Annotated in this window: 19 protein-coding genes; 8 read left to right on the plus strand and 11 right to left on the minus strand. The window is 67.6% G+C overall.

Annotated elements, in window-relative coordinates:
• Nucleotides 1-32: 32 nt before the first annotated feature.
• Nucleotides 33-944 (minus strand): TatD family hydrolase, encoded by a 912-nt coding sequence (locus tag EV650_RS35690; protein ID WP_134123556.1) that lies wholly within the window; start codon nt 942-944, stop codon nt 33-35.
• Nucleotides 945-1,103: 159 nt separating this feature from the next.
• Between EV650_RS35690 and EV650_RS35695 the strand changes: the two genes are divergently transcribed.
• Entirely contained in the window at nt 1,104-2,081 is a 978-nt protein-coding gene (locus EV650_RS35695) for a type IV toxin-antitoxin system AbiEi family antitoxin domain-containing protein (protein WP_134123557.1), read from the plus strand.
• 30 nt (nt 2,082-2,111) lie between these two features.
• On the opposite strand, the gene EV650_RS35700 is transcribed toward EV650_RS35695, so the two are convergent.
• Together EV650_RS35700 and metG (EV650_RS35705) are read right to left on the minus strand one after the other, a co-directional pair.
• A complete protein-coding gene (locus EV650_RS35700) occupies nt 2,112-2,531 on the minus strand; it encodes an SRPBCC family protein (RefSeq protein ID WP_134123558.1) in 420 nt (139 codons plus the stop codon).
• A gap of 63 nt (nt 2,532-2,594) precedes the next feature.
• A complete protein-coding gene (gene metG, locus EV650_RS35705) occupies nt 2,595-4,340 on the minus strand; it encodes a methionine--tRNA ligase (protein ID WP_134123559.1) in 1,746 nt (581 codons plus the stop codon).
• Nucleotides 4,341-4,486: 146 nt separating this feature from the next.
• On the opposite strand from metG (EV650_RS35705), the gene EV650_RS35710 reads away from it, so the two are divergent.
• Nucleotides 4,487-6,637 carry a discoidin domain-containing protein gene (locus tag EV650_RS35710; protein WP_134123560.1) on the plus strand — a complete coding sequence of 717 codons (2,151 nt, stop codon included), beginning with the start codon at nt 4,487-4,489 and terminating at the stop codon, nt 6,635-6,637.
• Here the strand turns inward: EV650_RS35710 and EV650_RS35715 are convergent.
• Nucleotides 6,609-7,526 (minus strand): helix-turn-helix domain-containing protein, encoded by a 918-nt coding sequence (locus EV650_RS35715; protein ID WP_134123561.1) that lies wholly within the window; start codon nt 7,524-7,526, stop codon nt 6,609-6,611. The two genes, EV650_RS35710 and EV650_RS35715, sit on opposite strands and share 29 nt — an antisense overlap.
• Nucleotides 7,527-7,601: 75 nt before the next feature.
• Between EV650_RS35715 and EV650_RS35720 the strand changes: the two genes are divergently transcribed.
• From EV650_RS35720 to EV650_RS35740, 5 genes are read left to right on the plus strand one after another with little or no spacing between them, the layout of a single operon-like run.
• Entirely contained in the window at nt 7,602-8,912 is a 1,311-nt protein-coding gene (locus EV650_RS35720; protein WP_134123562.1) for a glycoside hydrolase family 36 protein, read from the plus strand.
• On the plus strand, nt 8,905-9,819 hold the full coding sequence (locus tag EV650_RS35725; protein ID WP_238174690.1) for a carbohydrate ABC transporter permease: 915 nt from the start codon (nt 8,905-8,907) through the stop codon (nt 9,817-9,819). The genes EV650_RS35720 and EV650_RS35725 overlap by 8 nt, the downstream gene beginning before the upstream one ends.
• On the plus strand, nt 9,816-10,625 hold the full coding sequence (locus tag EV650_RS35730; protein ID WP_134123563.1) for a carbohydrate ABC transporter permease: 810 nt from the start codon (nt 9,816-9,818) through the stop codon (nt 10,623-10,625). The genes EV650_RS35725 and EV650_RS35730 overlap by 4 nt, the downstream gene beginning before the upstream one ends.
• A gap of 13 nt (nt 10,626-10,638) precedes the next feature.
• Complete coding sequence (locus EV650_RS35735; protein WP_134123564.1) at nt 10,639-11,913, plus strand: ABC transporter substrate-binding protein; 1,275 nt, start codon at nt 10,639-10,641, stop codon at nt 11,911-11,913.
• Nucleotides 11,910-12,818 carry a phytanoyl-CoA dioxygenase family protein gene (locus tag EV650_RS35740; protein ID WP_134123565.1) on the plus strand — a complete coding sequence of 303 codons (909 nt, stop codon included), beginning with the start codon at nt 11,910-11,912 and terminating at the stop codon, nt 12,816-12,818. The genes EV650_RS35735 and EV650_RS35740 overlap by 4 nt, the downstream gene beginning before the upstream one ends.
• On the opposite strand, the gene EV650_RS35745 is transcribed toward EV650_RS35740, so the two are convergent.
• From EV650_RS35745 to rsmI, 3 genes are all read right to left on the minus strand, one after another.
• Nucleotides 12,815-13,723 (minus strand): NADP-dependent oxidoreductase, encoded by a 909-nt coding sequence (locus EV650_RS35745; protein WP_134123566.1) that lies wholly within the window; start codon nt 13,721-13,723, stop codon nt 12,815-12,817. The two genes, EV650_RS35740 and EV650_RS35745, sit on opposite strands and share 4 nt — an antisense overlap.
• Nucleotides 13,724-13,982: 259 nt before the next feature.
• Nucleotides 13,983-15,548 carry a methionine--tRNA ligase gene (metG, locus tag EV650_RS35750; protein ID WP_134123567.1) on the minus strand — a complete coding sequence of 522 codons (1,566 nt, stop codon included), beginning with the start codon at nt 15,546-15,548 and terminating at the stop codon, nt 13,983-13,985.
• Between the two features lie 29 nt (nt 15,549-15,577).
• Nucleotides 15,578-16,432, minus strand: coding sequence for a 16S rRNA (cytidine(1402)-2'-O)-methyltransferase (gene rsmI / locus EV650_RS35755; protein WP_439648829.1), 855 nt, complete (start codon nt 16,430-16,432; stop codon nt 15,578-15,580).
• Between the two features lie 184 nt (nt 16,433-16,616).
• On the opposite strand from rsmI, the gene EV650_RS35760 reads away from it, so the two are divergent.
• Nucleotides 16,617-18,167: a dolichyl-phosphate-mannose--protein mannosyltransferase gene (locus EV650_RS35760; RefSeq protein ID WP_369409979.1), complete on the plus strand. Its 1,551-nt coding sequence runs from the start codon at nt 16,617-16,619 to the stop codon at nt 18,165-18,167.
• Here EV650_RS35760 and EV650_RS35765 read toward each other — a convergent pair.
• The 4 genes from EV650_RS35765 to EV650_RS35780 all read right to left on the minus strand — a co-directional run bounded on the left by EV650_RS35765 (nt 18,151) and on the right by EV650_RS35780 (nt 21,395).
• Nucleotides 18,151-18,606 (minus strand): GNAT family N-acetyltransferase, encoded by a 456-nt coding sequence (locus tag EV650_RS35765; RefSeq protein ID WP_134123570.1) that lies wholly within the window; start codon nt 18,604-18,606, stop codon nt 18,151-18,153. The two genes, EV650_RS35760 and EV650_RS35765, sit on opposite strands and share 17 nt — an antisense overlap.
• 45 nt (nt 18,607-18,651) lie before the next feature.
• Complete coding sequence (locus EV650_RS35770) at nt 18,652-19,329, minus strand: DUF1707 SHOCT-like domain-containing protein (RefSeq protein WP_134123571.1); 678 nt, start codon at nt 19,327-19,329, stop codon at nt 18,652-18,654.
• A gap of 63 nt (nt 19,330-19,392) precedes the next feature.
• Nucleotides 19,393-20,553: an MFS transporter gene (locus tag EV650_RS35775; RefSeq protein ID WP_134123572.1), complete on the minus strand. Its 1,161-nt coding sequence runs from the start codon at nt 20,551-20,553 to the stop codon at nt 19,393-19,395.
• A gap of 32 nt (nt 20,554-20,585) precedes the next feature.
• Nucleotides 20,586-21,395 carry a Rossmann-like domain-containing protein gene (locus EV650_RS35780; protein ID WP_134123573.1) on the minus strand — a complete coding sequence of 270 codons (810 nt, stop codon included), beginning with the start codon at nt 21,393-21,395 and terminating at the stop codon, nt 20,586-20,588.
• Between the last annotated feature and the right edge of the window lie 2 nt (nt 21,396-21,397).

Below are 21,397 nucleotides of genomic sequence, written 5' to 3' on the forward strand. Positions count from 1 at the left end.
AGCGTATCCGGCCCGGCGGCCACCGTGGCGGGTTACCAGGGACCGCCGAAGGCGCGGTTGGCGTTGTTGTTGAGGGCGGTGCAGAGTTCGGGGACGGAGATGTTCAGTACGTCGGCCATCTTCCGGACCGTGTGCGGGATCAGGTACGACGCGTTCGGCTTGCCGCGGTACGGCGACGGGGTCAGGTACGGCGCGTCCGTCTCGACCAGGATCCGGTCGAGCGGTGTCACAGCCAGTGCGTTCCGCAACGACTGCGCGTTCTTGAACGTGACCACGCCGGCGAAGCTCAGGAACGCACCGCGGTTCACGCACTCCCGGGCGAACTCAGTGTCGCCGGAGAAGCAGTGCATCACCAACCGGTCCGGCACACCTTCCTGGTCCAGGATCCGCAGGATGTCCTCGTGCGCGTCCCGGTCGTGGATCATCAGCGTCTTGCCCAGCCGCTTGGCCAGCTCGATGTGCGCGGCGAACGACTCGTGCTGCGCGGCCCGCCCGTCCTCACCGGTCCGGAAGTAGTCGAGCCCGGTCTCTCCGATCACCCGGACCTTCTCACTGCTCACTGCCAGCCGCTCGATCTCGGCCAGCGCACTGTCGAGCTCACCGGATTCCTTCAGCTTCGGCGCCTCGTTCGGGTGCAGCGCGACCCCGGCGATCAGGTTCGGGTACTGCGCAGCCGCCTCGACCGCCCACACCGCACCCGGCAGATCACACCCGACCTGCACGATCCGAGTCACACCGACCGAGGACGCCAGCCGAATCGCCTCAGCCGGACTCAGCCAATCCCCGTCCTCGCCGTCCGCGATATCCAGATGGCAGTGCGCGTCAACCACACTCATCGGCAACGGATCAGGCACCGCAGGCCGACTCCGGTCCCGCGACCGCCCATCCTCCCCCACCGCAGCCCGCTCCCGAGTCGGCCGACCCACCTCCACACCATCAGACATACGTCCTAGATTACTGACCCCCGTCTCCTTCGTTGACGGGTTGTTTCACCACTGGCGGGTTGTAGCAGGTCAGCGGAGAAACAACCGGTCATCGACCGTTGTCCACAGACCCGAAAGTGGGGCGCCGGCGGCGGGCAGAACAGCGGCATGTTCTGTGGCATGAATACGAGACTCGAAGTGGTGACCAATCAGCGGGGTGGGTGGTTCTCGCGGGGTGACGCGATTGCCGCTGGGTACTCCGATGCCGACCTGCGCAGGGAGGTCGCGTCGGGGCGGTGGCTGCACCTGACCCGGGGCGCGTACGCGCAACCGGGTGACTCGGTCGAGGCGATGCCGACTTGGGAGCAAGAGGCTTGGCTCCACGTGCGTACGGCGAGAGCGGTGTACCACCGTCTGGGCGGCCGCGCCGTCGTGAGCCACCAGTCGGCGTTGCTGCTGCACGGAGTGCGAGTCTCGGAGCTCGACCTGAGCCGGGTACACGTGACCAGGACGGTCGGTGCCGGTCGGTCCGATGCGGCTGTCTGCCAGCACGCCGCTCGACCGCCGGTCGATGTGGTGTGTGAGATGGACGGTGTACGGACGACATTCGCCGCACGGGCTGTTGTCGAGACCGTGCGGGCAACCAGTTTTCCGGTTGCGGTCTCGGTCGTGGACCAGGCGCTCCGGTCCCGGATTGCCACTCCACAGCAGTTGACGGATGCGCTCACGCCCTTTGCCAGGCGCAGCGGTATCCGTACGGCCGGCCGTGCGGTCGAGTTCGGCGACGGCCGAGCCGAATCGGTCGGGGAATCGAGGCTCCGGGTCGTGCTGTCGGATCTCGGCTTACCGCGGCCGCTCCCTCAGGCCGAGATCCGCGACGCGGCCGGCGCGTTCGTGGCGCGGGTCGACTTCCTGTTCGCGCAGTACGGCGTGATCGTCGAATTCGACGGAGCCGTCAAGTACGGCGACGGCAACTCGAAGGCCCTGATCGCGGAGAAGGTGCGCGAGGACCGGCTGCGCGACCTGGGCTATCAGGTCGTCCGCGTGTCCTGGTCCGACCTCACCCACCCCGCCACCCTCCTCCACACCATCAACCGAGCAATCGCCCGCTCGCGCCCCGCCTCGATAACGGGTTATGTCACCGCTAGCGCGCAATAACACGTCACCGGCCAAACAACCCGCCAGCCACTACTCGGCAGCTTCCTTCACCTTCGCGACGAGCGTCTCCCACATGGCTTGGGAGTGTTTGGCCTCCTCTTCGCTGCCGTTGTTGTCTTGCGTCAGCTTGAGGTGGGTCTCGTCGGTGCCCGTCAGCTCATACGTGAGGGTGTGGTAGTTCTCTGGTACGTCGGGTTGGCCGGTCAGGGGGCTGTAGTGGGTCAGCTTGAGTAGGTGGCCGGGGTCTACTGCGAGGATCTGGCCCTTGTCCTGGTAGGGCTTGCCCTCCCATTCGCCGGTCCAGGTGATCGGGCTGCCGGCCTGCCAGTCCGTCTCCACCTCGGCGCCGAACCACAATTCCTTCAGCGCGGCCGGATCGGTCAGCACCTCCCAGACCTGCGCCGGGGTCGCTGCGATATCGGTCTCGGCTACGGCCAAGAATCCAGTCATCGTGAACTCCTCTCTCTACTGCGACCGTACGACCCCAGCCGCGCCCGCGCTTGTAGAAAAGCGTCACTCGAGCCGAGCAAGCTCCTCTTCGACCACTTCCGGGCCCAGTTTGGTGAAGATCGGCGTCGGTGCGGGGACCGGCGTACCGGGTACGACGGGCTCGGACGCCCAGCGTGGCTGGTCGGTGTAGTCGCCGGTGATGATCGGGTACGACGGCCCGCCGTCGAGGTCATCGACCTCGCGGATCTCCGGCTGCGGCAGGAACGTCCCGGTCCCGCCGAGCGCCTCGTGCACCCGTTGCGCCGAGTGCGGGAGGAACGGCGCGAGCAGCCGGTTGCTATCAGCCACCACCTGCGCGGCGACGTGCAGGATCGTTGCCTTCCGCTCCGGGTCGGTCTCCTTCCACGGCGCCTGCTGGGAGAGGTACTGGTTCGCCTCGGCCGCGTTGTGCATCGCCGCACCGATTCCCGCCTTCAACCGGTGATGGTGAATGTGGTCGCCGACCGTCTCGAAGGCCTTCTTGCTGCTGGCAAGCAACTCCTGGTCCGCCGTGGTCAGCGACACCGCCGCGGGGATCGCGCCGAAGTTCTTCGCGATCATCGACGCGGTCCGGTTGACCAGGTTGCCCCAGGTGCCGACCAGCTCGTCGTTGTTCCGCCGGACGAACTCCGGCCAGGTGAAGGCCGTGTCCTGGGTCTCTGGCCCGGCGACCGAGATGAAATACCGCAGCGCGTCCGGGCCGTACCGCTCCAGCACGTCCCGCACGTAGATCACCACCGACCGGGACGACGAGAACTTCCGGCCCGCCATGGTGAGGAACTCGCTGCTCACCACCTCCGACGGCAGATTCAGTACGCCGTACTTCCCGGGCGACGCGTCGTACCCGAGGAGCTCGGCAGGCCAGATCTGGGCGTGGAAGGTGATGTTGTCCTTGCCCATGAAGTAGTACGACTGCGCCTCCGGATCGTTCCACCACTTCCGCCACGCATCCGGATCGCCCGTCCGCCGAGCCCACTCGATGCTGGCCGACAAGTAGCCGATGACGGCGTCGAACCACACGTACAGCCGCTTACTGTCCCAGCCCGGTAGCGGCACCGGGACGCCCCAGTCGATGTCGCGCGTCATCGCCCGCGGCCGGACGTCGTCGAGCAGGTTGAGGGCGAACTTGAGTACGTTCGGCCGCCAGCCGGTGCGGGTCTGCAACCAGGCGCCGAGCTGGTCGGCCAGCGCCGGCAGGTCGAGGAAGAAGTGCTCGGTCTCGACGAAGACCGGCGTCTCGCCGTTGATCCGGCTGTGTGGGTTGCCGAGGTCGATCGCGTCGAGCTGGTTCCCGCAGTTGTCGCACTGGTCGCCGCGGGCACCGTCGTACCCGCAGATCGGGCAGGTGCCCTCGATGTAGCGGTCCGGCAGGGTGCGGCCGGTGGACGGCGAGATCGCGCCCATCGTGGTCCGGGTGACCAGATATCCGTTGCGGTAAAGGGTTGTGAAGATTTCCTGCGCGACCGCGTAGTGGTTGCGGGTGGTCGATCGGGTGAACAGGTCGTAGGACAGGCCGAGCCCGTGCAGGTCCTCGACGATGACCCGGTTGTAGCGATCCGCGAGCTCCCGCGGACTGACCCCTTCCCGCTCCGCTTCGACCAGGATCGGCGTACCGTGCTCATCCGTTCCCGACACCATGAGTACGTCGTGACCCGCCATCCGCGCGTACCGGCTGAAAACGTCGGAGGGAACACCGAAGCCGGAGACGTGGCCGATATGCCTGGGACCGTTCGTGTACGGCCAGGCCACAGCGGACAGGATCGTGGTCATGCGATCGACTGTAGAAGGGCGACTCATCAAGGGCGACGGGTTTAGCCAGCCGGATCGTGCAGGAAGTCAGCAGGTGGAGCGATGTCCGGGGCGCGGTCGGGCCGATTAGGTTGCGAGTCGGTTCCGCCCGACGACAGGAGCAACCGATGAGACTCCGGATCAGCGCCCTCCTCGCCGTTCTCGGTGTGGTGATGGCGACGACGACCACAGGGCCAGCCGCAGCCGCGGCGCCGATTCCCGTGCAGGTGCTGAGCCTGACCGACCTGCACGGGTACCTGTCCGAGAGCGAGAACCTGACCATCGCCGGCCCGTCGGGCACTCAGCAGGTCGGCGGCGCGGCGTACCTGAAGGCGCACCTCGACCAGCTCCGGGCCGGCAAGCCGAACAGCTTCCTGATCGGGTCGGGCGACCAGTTCAGCGGCTGGCCGGACTACACCCAGGCGTTCGCGAACGAGCCGACGATCGAGGTGACGAACGCGCTCGGGATGGACTTCGACGTGGCCGGCAATCACGAGTTCGACCGGGAGTTCCCGTTCCTGCGCCGGATGCAGACCGGCGCCTGCTACGGCAAGCCGGGCTTCGACTCCTGCTTCAAGGACTCGACCGGCCGGAACTTCCACGGCACGGACTACGCGTACCACGCGGCCAACATCGTGGACCGACGGACGAGGCGGCCGGTGCTGCCGCCGTACTGGATCGCGAGGGCGGGGTCGCAGCGGATCGGTTTCATCGGGCTCGGATTCCCGGGGACGCCGACCGAGACGCTGTCGATCGACGGGTCCGGGCTCGAGTTCCAGGGCGTCGTGGACGCCGCGAACCGGGCCGCGGCCGAGCTGAAGGCCAAAGGCGTGAACGCGATCGTGGTCAGCATGCACGAGGGCGGACAGCAGGGCGGGTTGTACGACGAATGCAAGAACCCGACCGGCCCGATCTTCGACGCCGCCCGCGCGATGTCTCCGGATATCGACGTGATCCTCGGCGGTCATTGGCACACCGCGTTCAACTGCATGATCCCGGACCCGAACGGCGTACCCCGGCCGGTGCTCGAGGCAAGCAACCACGGCCGCGTGCTCGGCGAGGTGAATCTGTCGCTCGACCCGGCGACCGGTGAGGTGATCCGGTCGGCGACCACGGCCACCAACCACGCGGTCACCAAGGACGTCACGCCCGATCCGAAGCTCCAGAAGATTGTGAAGTACTGGATGGACAAGTGGACGGTCCGGCAGGCGCAGCCGCTCGCGAAGCTCGACCGCGACCTCGACTTCGCCACCACGGCGGAGAGCCGCACCGGCAACTTGGTCGCCGACCTCTACAAGGCCGAGGCAGACGGCGACTTAGCTCTGGTGCCGGCCGATCTCGGTGTCGACGTGATCGCCGCCGGGCTGAAGGCCGGGCCGGTGACGTACGGCGAAGCATGGCCGGTCGCCGGGATCTCGCCGATCACCACGCTGGCGATGAAGGGTTCGACGGTCGAGGCGGTCCTCGAGCAGCAATGGATACCACCGGCGTACGGCTGCAGCCGGCTGTCCGCGCTCGCAACGTCGGCCAACTTCCGCTACACCTACGACCTCGGCCGACCGGTCGGCGACCGGATCGATCCGGCGAAAGTCCTGATCAACGGGAGGCCGCTGCAACTCGACAAGACCTACCGGGTGACGACGAGCGCCGCGATGCCCCTACACGGAGCGCAGTACGGCTATCCGGGGTTCCAGCAGTACACCAAACTGACCCGGGCTCCGAAGATGGGGCAGGAGGTGTTCCTCAACTATCTGCGCACGCATCCGTTGCTCAAAGCACCCAGTCTCGGACGGGTGACCGCGATTCCCGGTACGCCGCCGCCGGCCGACGGACCCTTCGGTCCGTTGAATCTCCTGCCACAGAACGAGATGACGGCCACCGCGACCAGTCAGGGATCACCGGCGTACGCCGCGCCCGGAGCGATCGACGGCAACTGCGCGACGATGTGGCACTCGAACTGGAGTCCGCATGCACCGCTCCCGCAGTACATCACCCTCGATCTGAAGACGCCGCGCGCGATCGAAGCACTCGTCTACACCCCACGTCAGGACGCCGACGTCCCGAACGGCCGGATCTCGTCGTACGACGTCCAGACGAGCGTCGACGGCGTCACGTTCACCTCGGTGACGAAGGGCTCCTGGGACGGCAGCATCGACGCGAAGATCGCCAGGTTCCCAGCGGCTACGACGGCACGGTTCGTACGTCTCGTCGGGCTGGCGGGCGGTGCGGACTATGCGGCCGCGACGGAGCTCAATATAGCTCTAGCTCCGGGTTCCTGACTGTGTTGCGGTGGGCGGTGGGAGGCATGCCGTAGCGGCGGGCGAACTGGCGGCTGAGGTAGTGCGGGGAGTCGAAGCCGACCGCGGCGGCGATCTGCGCGACCGACATGTCGGTTGCCCCCAGCAACTCGGCCGCCCGCTGCAATCGGAGTGCGAGTACGACGTTCATGATCGAGTCGCCGACCTGTTCCTTGAACAGGTGTGCCAATCGGGAGACTGACACCTGCGCCAGGCCGGCGAGTGAGGTCAGGGTGTGCGGCCGGGCCGGGTCCGCGGTGATTGCCTCGAGCACCAGATGAACGCGGGCGTCCAGCTGCTGCGTCTCCCGGCGCAGGCTGGCGACCGCGGTCAGTAGCACCTCCTCGATGCCGTTCATCGTCAGCTCGGTCGCGACGCTCTTCTCGAGCAGGTGCAGCTCGGTGTCGCCGGTCGGGGACAGCCCGGCCCGCTGCGCATCCCGGTGCAGCCGGTCGAACGCCGACACCACGCGGTCGGTCTCCGACGACCTGGCCAACCGCACGTACGACAGGCCCGGCATTGCCTGCGGCAACGACAGCCACGAGTGCCACTCACGCCGTGGCTGGAAGTGCGCCCACCACGACTCCCAGTACGTGCCGACGGTGCCGTAGTCGTGCGGCGTACCCGGGCTGACCAGTACGACGTCCCCGTGGCGCAGCGTCAGCCTGTTCTGGCCGATCAGGTACCGGCCCGTTCCGGACGCGGTGTAGAGCAGGTACCAGCTGCCGACACCGTCCGGGCGTACGACGCGATAGTCGCCGCCGCTGTGGAAGTGGCCGGTCACCAGTTTGCTCGGCGGCGGGATCTCGCTGTACAGCTCGATCAGCACCTGGGTAGCAAGATCGTGCTCGAAGTCAGCAGGCTCCGTCATGGTGGATCTCCCCTCAGGGCCTCCAAGATTAGCGGCACAGCAGCAAGATCCTGCACCCGACGAATCGAGTGATCTGTGCCTTTCGCCCCCGTCGCCGAGCTGGAGTACGACGCGTCCACGCTGATCTTCGAGCACGGCTGGCAGTCGTGGAGCCCCAGCGGCTGGTACCGGCTCGACGCGCGTCCGCCCCGGCCGACCGCCCCGAACCATCACGTGATGGCGTACCGCCCAGGCGTCGAGGCCAGCCGGTTCCAGGGCGAGGGCCTGCTCGCGGTCGCGACCGGCAGCGAGGTCGTGGTGACGGCCGCCAGCACGCCCGACGCGGTCCCGTCGATCCGCGCCGAGGTTCGCGGCGACCGGCTGGTGATCTCGGCGGACGGCGAGGTCCAGGTGAGGACGAGCAACCAGGCGAACCCGAACCAGGCGCTGGCGGACTGGGCTGACACGTTCAGCGCGCCACCGATCCGAGTCTTCGGTCCGTCGTGGTGCAGCTGGTACGCGTACTGGGGCAAGGTCACCGAACGCGACGTGATGACCGAGGTCCGCCAGTTCGACCAGCACGACCTCAGTGTCGACCTGGTCCTGCTCGACGAGGGCTACCAAGCGGCCATCGGCGACTGGTTGACGCCCCGCGATGACTTCGGGTCGACGGTCCGACTCGCCGCCGACATCCGCTCCAGCGGACGACGAGCAGGCATCTGGGTGGCTCCGTTCCTGGTCGGCAGCGGCAGCGAGACGGCTCGCCTGCACCCCGACTGGCTGGTCCCCGGGATCAGCGCCGGCACCAACTGGGGCCAGGAGCAACTAGTGCTGGACGTGACCCACCCGGGCGCCGCACGGCATATCCAGGACGTGTTCACCGAGCTGTGCCGGCAGGGGTACGACCATTTCAAGCTCGACTTCGTGTACGCCGGTGCGATCGACGGACCGCGACACGAGCAGCTCGACGGCATCGCGGCGTACCGGCACGGACTGCGGTTGCTGCGGGAGGCCGTCGGACCGAACCGGATCCTGCACGGCTGCGGCGCCCCGATCCTGCCGAGCCTCGGGCTGGTCGACTGCATGCGGATCTCACCGGACACCGATCCGATGGTCGAGCCACCGTCCGGCGACATCAGTCAGCCCGGTCAGCGCGGCGCTCGGTCCACGTCGGTGGCGCGCGAGTTCCTGCACGGCCGGTGGTGGGCCAACGACTCCGACTGCCTGATCGTGCGGCCCGATGTCCAGGAGCGGGAGATCTGGGCCGAACACATCTCCCAAGGTCCAGGACTGCGGATGTCGAGCGATCCGATCGGCGAGCTCGATCGGTGGGGCCTCGATCGCACCCGCGAGCTGCTCGTCCCGAGCTCGCCGCGGCCGCATCCCCTGAAGGATCCCGATGCTTAGGCCGGCACCACGCCGTACCCGCCGGATCGGACGCGGTCGGCAGACGGCCGTCGCCTATGCCCTGCTAGCGCCGAGCCTGGTCGGCGTCCTCGGCTTCCTGCTCGCGCCGGTAGTGATCGTCCTCGTGCTCAGCCTGTTCGACTGGAAGTTGCTGTCGACACCGGAATTCATTGGACTCGCCAACTACCGAAAGCTGTTCACCGACTCCGACGTCTGGCACTCGCTGCTGGTCACGTTGTACTACGTGGTGATCTGCGTGCCCGGCACAACGATCCTGAGTCTGCTCCTGGCGCTCCTGGTCGACCGCAAGCTGCGCGGGATGAAGTACTTCCGGGCGCTGCTGGTGATCCCGTGGATGGCGACACCCGTTGCCCTCGGCCTCGTCTGGAGCTGGATCTTCGACCCGGGTCGCGGTGCGCTGAACCAGTTCCTCGGACTGTTCGGCATCCACGGTCCCGCCTGGCTGTCGTCGCCGGTGCTGGCGATGCCGAGTGTCGCGGCGGTGCACATCTGGCAGTTCGCCGGGTACAACATGTTGTTCTTCCTGGCCGGCCTGCAGAACATCCCGCGATCGTTGCGGGAGGCATCGTCCCTCGACGGCGCCTCGCCGGTCGCGCACTTCTTCACGATCACGCTCCCGCTGCTGCGGCCGACGATGCTGTTCGTGCTGATCACCAACGTGATCGGCTCGTTCCAGGCCTTCGACACGATCTTCGTGATGACCGAGGGCGGACCGGGTGACAGCACCGAAGTGACGACGTACCTGATCTACGACGAGGCGTTCAAGAAGTTCGACTTCGGCTACGCGTCGACGATCTCGGTGCTGCTGTTCGCGGTGGTGCTGGTCGCGACGATCTCCCAGTTCGTGTACTTCGAACGCCGTACAACCTACGAGGTGTCCGGATGAGACTGCGCATTGTCACGTACGCCGTCCTGGTGGCCGGCTGTCTGTTCGCGATCTTCCCGTACTTCCTGACTCTGCTCACCGCGTTCAAGGGCCCTGGGCAACTGTCGGAGACGATGCCCTGGGAGCCCGGCCTGCCACCGAGCACGGCCGCGTTCCACCGGTTGTTCGCGTCCGGATTCGGCGGCTACCTGGTCAACACGGCTCTGGTCACGGCGGGGATCACGCTCGGCCAGGTGGTGTTCGCGATCCTGGCGGCGTACGCGTTCGCGCGGCTGTCGTTCCCCGGCCGGGACGCGTTGTTCTGGGTCTATCTGTCGACATTGATGGTGCCGCCGGTGGTCACGATGATCCCGCTGTACCTGATGATGCAGAAGCTCGGTCTGGTGGACACGTGGGCCGGCCTGATGCTGCCGACGATGCTCGGTACGCCGTACGCGATCTTCCTGCTCCGCCAGTTTTTCCGCGGCATCCCGGTGGATCTCGAGGATGCGGCCCGGATCGACGGGGCCGGGCGGTTCCGGACGCTGGTGTCGATCGTGCTGCCGTTGTCGAAACCGATCCTGGTCACCGTCACCACGCTCGCCGTCGTGGCGAACTGGAACAGCTTCCTCTGGCCGCTGATCATCACCAGCAGCGAGGACAAACGGCTGCTGTCGGTCGGGATCGCCTTGTTCAAGGGGGAGATCGGCGTCGACTACAACGCCGTGATGGCCGGCAGCCTGATCGCGCTGGCGCCGCTGCTCGTGCTGTTCGTCGTGTTCCAGCGCTTCATCGTCCGCTCGGTCGCTGTTACCGGGCTCAAGTAGTTCGGAGGCTCTCATGTCTTTGTCCAGGAGGACTTTTCTGATCGGCGCCGGCAGCGTGCTCGCGCTGGCCGGCTGCGGCTCGTCGAACGACAAAACGAGCAGCGGCGGCGGCAAGGTCGAGCTCGTCTACCGACTGTGGGACGAGCAGCAGGAGGTCGGCTACAAGGCGGTGTTCGCGGAATTCACCAAGGAGAACCCGGACATCACGGTCCGGATGGAGGTCCTGCCCTGGGACCAGTACTGGACCAAGCTCACCACCGAGCTGGCCAGCGGCAAGGCGCCGGACGTGTTCTGGCTGACCGTCGACTACTTCCCGGACTTCGCCGGCAAGGGCGTACTCGCGCCGCTGGACGACCTGATCTCGAAGGCCGGTCTGAAGCTCGACGCGTACAACCCGAACGTCGTGCAGTCGTACAAGTTCGAGGACAAGCAGCTGGGGATGCCGAAGGACATGGGCATCGTCGGACTGCTCTACAACAAGGACCTGTTCGCGAAGGCCGGTGTGACGATGCCGGCCGAGCTGACCTGGGCGCCGGACGGTTCGGGCAGCTTCCTCGAGGTCGCCCGCAAACTGACCGTGGGTACCAAGCAGTGGGGCTTCTGCTCGTGGAACCACAACCAGACCCAGTGGCTGAACTGGATCGCCTCGAACGGCGGCCAGGCGATGGACAAGCCGTACGGAACCTTCGACTTCGCCGGGCAGAAGTCGGTCGAGGCACTTCAATTCGCGCGCGACCTGATCTTCAAGTGGAAGGTGTCGCCGGACGGCACCCGGACCAACCCGCCGACCGGGCAGGCGACCGAGATGTTCTACCGGGGCGAGGTCGCGATGTTCCCGGCGAACAACGCGCTGCTGCCATTCGCGCTGCCCGAGGTGAAGTTCCCGATCGGGGTCGCAGCGATGCCGGCCGGACCGGCCGGGCGCACGGTGGTCATCAACGGGCTCGCCGAGACGATGTTCGCGAAGACGAAGCACCCGGACGAGGCCGGCAAGCTGGTCGCGTTCCTCGGCTCGGAGAAGGCGCAGCGGCTGATGGGCGACGCGGGGTACATCATTCCGGCGTTGACCGACGCCGGCGCCGGGTACCAGGCGTTCTGGAAGAAGAAGGACATCGACGTCAAGCCGTTCCTCGACTCGGCGGCCGGCAGCACCGTCAACCTCCCGATCGCGGACGGCTGGACGTCGAAGAGCACCGAGATCAACAAGGCCGCCAACGACCTGTTCCTCGACAAAACCGACGTCGCGTCGATCGCGCAAGCCATGGACAAGATCGGAAACGAAAAGTGAAAGAACTGACCGACTCGTACGACGTGCTCTCGGACGCCGAGGTGCTGCGATCACGGCTCGGGAGCGAGGGCTATCTGTTCTTCCGGGGGCTGCTGCCTTCCGAGGTGGTCGGGGATGTGCACGAGCAGCTCGCACGGATCCTGTACGACAGTGATTGGCTCGCGCGGGATGCCGATCCACGGGAGTTGCTTGCCTCCGGGCGGGCCGTCGAGGAGGGATCGGCCGGGTTCTTCGGTGCGTACACGGCGATCCAGAGCACGCAGGCTTTTCACCAGCTCGCCGTACGGCCGGAGTTGATCGGGCTGGCGAGCAGGTTGCTCGGCGAGGAGGCGTTCGCGCATCCGGCGCACATCTGCCGGATCGCGCCGCCGTCGCCCGGTGCGAAGCCGACGCCGATCCATCAGGACTACCGGTTCATCCAGGGCTGCGTCGACACGCTCACCACCTGGCTTCCGTTGAGCGCGGCGCCGCCGGAGATCGGTGGACTCCGGGTGTACGCCGGTTCGCCGCGGCTCGGCGTACTGCCGGTGAAGGCGTCCGACGGGCCGGGGATGATGCGGGCCGAGGCCGACGAGAATCATCCGGAGTGGCGGACGACGTCGTACCAGCCAGGCGACGTACTGCTGTTCGGGAGTCTGACCGTGCACGGCGCGATGCCGAACCGGACCAAGCGGCTGCGGCTGTCGGCCGACTTCCGGTACCAGGCGTTGAGCTCGCCGATGGCACGCGACGCACTCGGCACCGGCAAGCCGCATTACCACCCGGACGTGCCGGACTTCCCGACCCTCACCCGCGGCTGGACCTCGACAGAGTCTGTCGAGGTCCCGACCGGAGTGCATTTCGTGGACCGCTGGGATCCGCGCGTGGACGACGTACCGACGCCGTCCTCGCGGTTCGCCTACTAGGGCAGTAGGACGATCTTGCCGCGGGCGTGGCCGGACTCGCTCAGCTCCTGGGCCTTGGCCGCGTCCGCCAGGGCGAACGTCTCCGCGATCCGGATCACCAGCTTGCCGTCAGCCGCGGCCTGGAGCTGGGCTTCGAGGCCAGCCCGGATCGCCTCGGGCGACCCGCCGCCACCGGACACCTGGATGCCGAGCGCAGCGGCCGCGTAGTCCGCGATCGTGACGATCCGGTCGGTGCCGCCGCGCAGCTCGATCGACTCCTCCAGACCGCCCTTGCCAGCGGTGTCGAACACCGCGTCGACGCCCTGCGGAGCGGCCTCGCGAACCCGCTCGAGCAGACCCTCGCCATAGGCCACCGGGATCGCGCCGATGGACCGCAGGTACTCGTGGTTCGCCGGCGACGCCGTACCGATGACCGTGAGGCCGGCCGCCTTCGCGAGCTGGACGGCGACCGAGCCGACCGCACCCGCGGCGCCGTGGATCAGGATCGTCTCGCCGGACTTCACGCCGAGCAGGTCGAGCACCCGCTGCGCGGTCTCGCCGGCCACGGGCACGCCGACGGCCTGCTCCCAGCCCAGACCGGCGGGCTTACGGGCCAGGTTGCCGCCGATCGCGTACTCGGCGTACGAACCGCCCTCCGACCAGCCGACCACCTCGTCGCCGACCGCGAACTCGGCCCCGTCACCGGCCTCGTCCACCACGCCAGCCACCTCGAACCCCGGGATCGCCGGCAGCACCGGATCCACGAACCCCTTGGTCAAACCGGCCCGCACCTTGGAGTCGAACGGATTCACCCCAGCCGCCCGCACCTTGACCCGCACCTGCCCGGGACCCGCGTGCGGCTCCGGCACATCCCGCACCTCCAGAACGTCAGGCCCACCAAAGTCCTCAAACACGACAGCCCGCATGTCCCGCCTCCATCAGTTTGGTTGTAACTTCAATCAAGCCAGCCAGCGGACCCGGCATTCCCGGCGCGAGCAGATTCTTGAGTCACACTGGCGTACCGACGGACGGGTAGTGGTAGGCCGATCAGGCGCACGCGTCGGAGACCTGAGCGTGGCGTACCAGAACCGGCCCGACTACTACCCGTCCGTCGGTACACATCGGCGCGTGGATCAGCCGGAGCAAGTTGGTATCACCGCGGATACTATCCGCGGTGATACCAACTCAGGACTCTTCCAGGCGGGGGAAGAGGGGGGCGCCCTTGGTGAGGGTGGTGCCGGGGGGGAGTTGGCCCCAGGTGCCGGCGTCTTGGATGCGTTGGTCTTTGAGGGGGCCGAGCTTTTGTTCGGCGCCTAGGAGGTCCCAGAGTTTGGCGGAGGACTTGGGCATGGTCGGGTTGTGGAGTACGGCGACGGCGCGGAGGGTCTCGGCGGCGGAGTACAGGATGGTCGCGAGGCGGTCCCGCTGGGAGTCGTCCTTTGCGACCTTCCAGGGCTCCTGCTCGGTGACGTAGCCGTTGACCGCGCCGACCAACTCGTTGATCGCGGTCAGGGCGTCCTGGAACGCGAGCGTGTCGATCGCCTTGTCCGCGGTGGCGACGGTCTGCGCGAGCTTGTCGGCCAGCGCCTGCTCGGCCGGTCCGTGGTCGGTCGGCTCGGGCAGGGCGCCGTCGAAGTACTTGCCGACCATGGCCGCGATCCGGCTGGCCAGGTTGCCCAGGCCGTTGGCGAGTTCGGAGGTGTAGACCGCGCTCAGGTGCTCCCACGAGAACGAGCCGTCCGAGCCGAACTGGATCGTCCGGAGGAAGTAGTACCGGAACGCGTCCGAGCCGAAGTGGTCGGTGATCTCGTGCGGCGCGATCGCGGTCAGCTTCGACTTGCTCATCTTCTCGCCGCCGACCAGCAGCCACCCATGGGCAAAAACCTGACGCGGTACGGCGACGCCTGCGGCCATCAGCATGGCCGGCCAGATCACCGCGTGGAACCGCAGGATGTCCTTGCCGACCAGGTGCACGTCCACCGGCCACAGCTCGGCGAACCGCTCTGGGTCGGTGCCGTAGCCCGCCGCCGTCACGTAGTTCAGCAGCGCGTCGATCCACACGTACAGAACGTGGTCCTCGTCCCACGGCACCGGGATGCCCCAGTCGAAGGTCGAGCGGGTGATCGACAGGTCCTGCAGCCCCTGTTTGACGAACGCGATCACCTCGTTGCGAGCGCTCGCGGGTGCGACGAAATCAGGCTGGTCCGAGTACAGCTCGAGCAGGCGGTCGGCGTACGCCGAGAGCCGGAAGAAGTAGTTGGTCTCGGAGACCGTCTCCAGCTCGGTGCCGTGGATCATGCACCGCTGGGTGCCGTCCTCGTCGGTCCGGATGTCCGCGGGAAGCTTGAACTCCTCGCAGCCCACGCAGTACAGGCCCTCGTACTCGCCCTTGTAGACGTCGCCCTTGTCGTACAGCGTCTGCCAGAACTCGCGGACCCGCTCGGTGTGCCGCTGCTCGGTGGTCCGGATGAAGTCGTCGTAGTCGATGTCGACGTCGACCCAGGCCGGCTTCCAGGACTCCTCGACCAGCTTGTCCGTCCACGCCTGCGGGGACATGCCCTGCGCCTCGGCGCTGCGCATCACCTTCTCGCCATGCTCGTCAGTACCCGTCAGGTACCACTTCTGCTCGCCGCGCTGGGCGTGCCAACGGGTCAGGACGTCCCCGGCCACCGTCGTGTAGGCGCTGCCGATGTGCGGCGGCGCCGTGACGTAGTAGATCGGGGTGGTGACGTAAAAGGCCTTCTCGGACATGCCATAAAGGGTAGTGCTGTACGCCAGTCCTATTTACCGGGGTCTCGGGCCGCGAGTACGGCGTCGTACACGGTGCGTTTCGGGACGTTGAAGCGCTTCGCGACGTCGGAGATCGCCTGCTTGCGCGGCGTACCCGCCTCCTCGTCGATCGCGACCTCCGCCGCCAGCTCGGCCGGAGTGAGCGTCTTGTCCGGGTCGGCGCCGGCCACGACGACGGTGATCTCCCCACGTACGCCGTCTTTCGACCAGGTCAGCAGCTCGTCGAGCGGGCCGCGTTTCACCTCTTCGTACGTCTTGGTCAGCTCCCGGCACACCGCCGTACGCCGATCCGCGCCGAAGGCCTCGCCCATCGCCTCGAGCGAAGCGGTCAGCCGGTGCGGGGCCTCGAAGAAGACCATCGTCCGCGGCTCCTCCGCCAGCTCCGCGAGCCGCCGCGCCCGCTCCCCCGGCTTCCGCGGCAGGAACCCCTCGAACGTGAACCGGTCCACCGGCAGTCCGGACAACGCCAGCGCGGTCAGTACGGCGGACGGGCCCGGGACGGCGGTCACGAGGATGTCGGCCTCGATCGCGGCCGCCACCAACCGATACCCAGGATCCGACACGCTCGGCATCCCCGCGTCGGTCACCACTACCACGGTCTGCCCGTCGACCAGCGCCTGCAGCAATTCCGGCGTACGTTCCCGCTCGTTGCCCTCGAAGTAGCTGACCACCCGGCCGCTCAGCTGGATCGCCAGGTCCGACGTCAGCCGCCGCAACCGGCGGGTGTCCTCGGCCGCGACCACATCCGCCTCGGCCAGCACCCGGCCCAACCGCGCAGAGGCGTCCGAAACATCCCCAATAGGAGTCCCCGCCAACACCAATCGCCCGGTCACGAGGGCCATCATCCCAGCCCGAGGAACCTACGCGGGGAGGCGGTGGTACCGGGGCGTCCGTACGATGGCGGGCGTGGCAGCTGTGATCGAGGACGAGACCGCGCGACGGAGTGACGCCGGCGAGGGGCAGGAGACGCTCGGGCGGGACGTGCTCGGGAGGCGGCTGCCGCCGCTCAAGGAGCGGCTGTACCCGGCGATGCCGCGGGACTTCGACGGCGGCTGGATCGCGACGCTGGCGATCACGCTGATGGCCGGCATCCTGCGGTTCTGGCACCTCAGCACGCCGGTGAAGTTCGTCTTCGACGAGACGTACTACGCCAAGGACGCGTTCAGCCTGCTCAAGTTCGGCTACGCGCGGCAGTTCATCGACCAGCCCGACGGGGCCGCCGACAAGGCGATCCTGAGCGGCAACCTGGACGTGTTCAAGCCGACCCCGAGCCTGACCGTGCACCCCGAGGTCGGCAAGTGGATGATCGCCGCCGGTGAGCAGCTGTTCGGGATGAACACGTTCGGCTGGCGGTTCATGCCGGCCCTGTTCGGCACGCTGACCGTGCTGCTGCTGATCCGGACGGTACGCCGGATGACCCGGTCGACCCTGATCGGCTCGATCGCCGGCATCCTGCTCGCGGTCGACGGGCTGAGCTTCGTGATGTCCCGGGTCGCGCTGCTGGACATCTTCCTGACGTTCTGGCTGGTGGCCGCGGTCTCCTGCCTGGTCGCGGACCGGGACTGGACCCGCCGCCGGCACGCCGACTCCCTCGACCAGCCGACCGCCGACGGCGAGCGTCGTACCATCGGCCGCTGGCTCCTGGTCCGGCCGTGGCGGATCGCCGCCGGCGTCTGCTTCGGTCTGGCCTGCGGCACCAAGTGGTCAGCGATCTGGACGCTCGCCGCGTTCGGCGTGCTCGCGTTCGCCTGGGACTTCGGTGCCCGCCGTGCGCTCGGCGTACGGTTCGCGTTCGTGAAGTCGGCGCTGGTCGACGGCATCCCGGCGTTCGTCAGCATCGTGCTGGTCGCGGGCGTCACGTACCTGGCGACCTGGACCGGCTGGCTGCTGCACGACAACGCCTACGACCACAACTGGGCGGCGAGCAATCCGGCACACGGCGTGATGAAGGTCGTCCCGGACGACTTCAGATCGCTGCTCGAGTACCACAAGGAAGTGCTCGCGTTCCACACCGGCGACTACATCAAGCACGCCACCCATCCGTACCAGTCGAACCCGGCCGGCTGGCCGATCATCGCCCGCCCGATCGGGTTCGACGCGGTCAACGACATCAAGCCGGGTACGCCGGGCTGCAACGTGCCGGCCGGGACCGACTGCCTGCAGGTGATCTCTGCCCTCGGTACGCCGCTGCTGTGGTGGGGTGGTGCGCTCGCGCTGATCGCGGCACTGGTGTTCTGGATAGGCAGTCGCGATTGGCGGTACGGCGTACCGATCGTCGGCTTCGTCACCTGCTGGGTGCCGTGGTTCGCGTTCGACGACAGACCGATCTTCTTCTTCTACGCCGTGACGATGATCCCGTTCACGGTGATGGCGCTGGCGCTGGTCCTCGGCAGGATCCTCGGCCCGGCGCGGGCCAAACTGGGTACGGCGACACCGCGCCGGCTGATCGGCAGCGCGGTGGTCGGCGCGTTCGTCGTACTCGTGGTGCTGAACTTCGCCTACATCTGGCCGATCCTGACCGACAAGGTCATGCCGCACGCCGACTGGCTCAGCCGAATGTGGTTCAAGTCCTGGATCTGACCGCGTAGTCGACATTCGTGAAGGGCCAGTCCGTGGCTAGCCAGCTGGAGACAGCCTCGTAGAGAGGAACGTCCAGCTCCGCGTGGTCGGCCGACACCCACGACCGAACGTCGGTGACGCCCTCGTTCTTGCGCGACGGATAGATGTACAGACAGCCGATCACGTCACCGTCGGTCTCGAGCACCGTGAAGGTGAAGCCGCGGCGCTGGACGAAGTCGTCCGCGTGACGCTTCAGGTCGCCGAGATTGGCCTCCAGCGACATCCCGTCGACCGGCGGCCAGCTGCCACCGAAGCCCGGCGTACTGCGGATGTGATCGATGCTGCTGGTCCACGCGGCGTGGTCCGGGACGTTGTGCTCAGGGCCGAGCGGCTCCAGCCGGAATCGTGGCGTGACGAGCTCGCGGGGTACGTCGAAGTCAGCTGGGACGAAGTCGCTCATGACCGCAGGCTATGAGGCCGCGCCCCAGACCGCACCCGCATTACCTCAGTGCAGCTCGTGGTGGCCCTTGCCCTTGTTCTTCTTGCCGTGGCGCTTGGCCGAGGACTGGCCGCCGACGCCGCCGAACAGCGCGAGGCCCTTCACCACGACGGTCGGCGCGTTCGGGTCCGGGTCGTCGCTGCCGCGGGCGCCGAAGCCGCCGAAGATCCCGACACCCTCGTTGCGAACCGTCACGCCCTCGGGGACGGTGATGTCGATGCCGCCGAACACGGCGAACGCCCAGATCGTCACCTCGCGGCCCTCGAAGACCGCGTCGGTCATGTCCAGGTCGTGTCCGCCGAACACCGCGAACGCGTTGGTACGCCGCTTGACCCGCCAGCGCCCCCTCCGCTCACCGCCACCGAAGATCGCGACCATCGTGTCGAAGCTCTGCTCCGGGTCGGCCGGCTCCTCGATCGGGACCAGGCTGCTGGACCCGGTCGGTTGTGCGACCGGCAGCGACGCCGGCGCAGCCTGACCCGGCACGACGAGGTCGCGGGTGATCGGCTCGAGCTCGCCGAGAGTCCTGGCCTGCAACGTCTGCTCGAGGCGGTCGGAGTGCTCGTCCTGCGTCAACCGGCCCGACATCAGGGCCTCCCGCAGTACGTCGACCACCTGGTCACGATCGGTGTCGGACGCCCGCAGGTGCGCGTGCGGGTGCGGGTTGTCGGGCAGATTCTCCATAAGACGCAACGATATATCGAGACAGGCTCGCTGAGGACTCCGGTAACACCCCGATCCTGACCCTTAGCGAAGCCCTGGTGCGATCAGGATTCTGAGGGCACAGAGGAGCGCGATGAGGGTGAGTGCGGCGAACGTGAGCGCCGTACCGGGGTAGCCGCCGAGGCCGAGGCCCAGGCCGCCGATCGCGGCGCCGAGGAACGTGCCGAGGCTCATGCCGGCCGCGTTGACACTGAGCGCCGAGCCGCGGAGGTCGCCGCTGCGGCGGACCAGGAGGGTCGTGACGCAGGCCGCGACGGTTGCGTGGCTGGCAGCCATCAGTGCAGTGAAGACCAGGGTGAGCGGCAGGGTCGGCGAGAAGTAGAAGGCAGCGACCGCGACCACGGCGACCGCGATGCCGGCCAGGAGCATCCTCTCTGGGTTGATCCGCCCGGCGGCGAGGTAGCGGCCGGCCAGGAGGTTGCCGAGGAAGAACCACGCGCCGCTCAGGGACCAGACCAGCGCGAACCAGCCCGGCGCAAGGTCGAACTTGTCGTCGTAGAAGGCGGCAAGGTAGGCGAGGTACCCCATGAAGGCTGCGGTCCGGAGCATGGCGATTGCGAGCAGTGGCAGGGCGCCGGGGACGCGGGCCAGTTCGCGGTACGTCGCGACGTAGCTCATCCGCTCTCGCTGACCAGGGGCCTTCCGTCCACGAGCCCGCCAGAAGAAGGCAGCGGACAGGGCGAGTGAGATCGCCGAGGCCGCGAGCAGATTGCCCCGCCAACCCCAGATCAGACCGGGCAAGGCCAGCACCGGCGCCGCCAACATCGCCATCGCGGACGTGGTCGCCGATACCAGAGTCGCCGCCCGTCCCGCGGCCGCCGGCGATCGGAACCTGTCAGCCGCGGCGGCCCCGATCGACGGTGCCAGGATCGAGGTCGATGCCCCGATCAACAAGCAGAACACGGCCAGCGCGAACACGTTGCCCACAGCACCCAATGCCGCCGAGATCCCCAGCAACGCAAGCCCACCCGCGGCCACCAGTTCGCGAGCGACCCGATCGATCAGGGGCGCCAACGAAACTCCGACCGCCAGCGCCGCGAGCCCACCCAGCCCTCGCAGCCCACCGATCTCCGCCACACTCCCGCCCGCGGCATCCGAAATCGGCACCAGATACATCCCGAACACGGTGAACGGGATCAACCCAACCGCCGAAGCCACGAGAAACGGCCACAGCCGCCGAGCCATCCGAAAGTCCCCGGGCACTTCCAGAGTTGTGCTCATCTCTCCGTCCGGTAGCGATAAAGGCTGCTCGGGCGGGAGCTGAATTGGGAGAAGGGAAAGGGTTCGGCAGACAGCGCCGTGACGCCGGAGCCGAGGAACGCGCGGGCCACAGCACTCCCGGTCTGAGCGTAGATCGCCAGCGGCTTCGCTTGCTCCCGGCAACGACTGAGCAGTATGTCGAAGGATCCGTTGGACAGCGTCATGCCGGTGGCGACGACAGCGTCCGCGGCGTCGACCACCTCGTTCATGTCACGCGATACCGGGAGCCCCGAGGCGGTCTCGCGGAGGTTGAAGTCGCACGGCAGGCAGATCCCGCCGCGTGCCGTGATCGCTTCCACCAGTGGGTTTACGACCCCGATCAACGCGACTTTGGTGCCGTCGGCAACATCCAGGAGACCCGCGACGGCCGCATCCCGAGCCCGGGCGCGAACATCCGGCGTACCGGCCGGAAGGACGACCTCCTCGGCTTTGGGCGAGATGTGGTGCGGCTCGACGGACGCGAGGTAGGCGTCGAGGGTGGCGATCCGCACCGGCAGCGGATCGTCGGACGAGAGTACGTCGGCCAGCGAACGGCCGGACGTGTCCGCGCAGTACGACGCATCCAGCTCGCCCGCCTCGAACGAGCACGCGCCGAAGACCTCGCCGACCCGGAGCAACACGTAGTAGTTCCGGTACGTGACGTCCGCACCAGGCAGCCGGGTCGTGTGATGAAGCCAGAAAGCGCTGGTGACGTTGAGATCCGCCGGCGACGGACCCCGTTCGCCGGCCAGAACGGATGCGGTGAGCTCAGCCACGGAATCGGTCACGA

It is taken from the genome of Kribbella kalugense, assembly GCF_004365875.1.
Lineage (GTDB): Bacteria > Actinomycetota > Actinomycetes > Propionibacteriales > Kribbellaceae > Kribbella > Kribbella kalugense.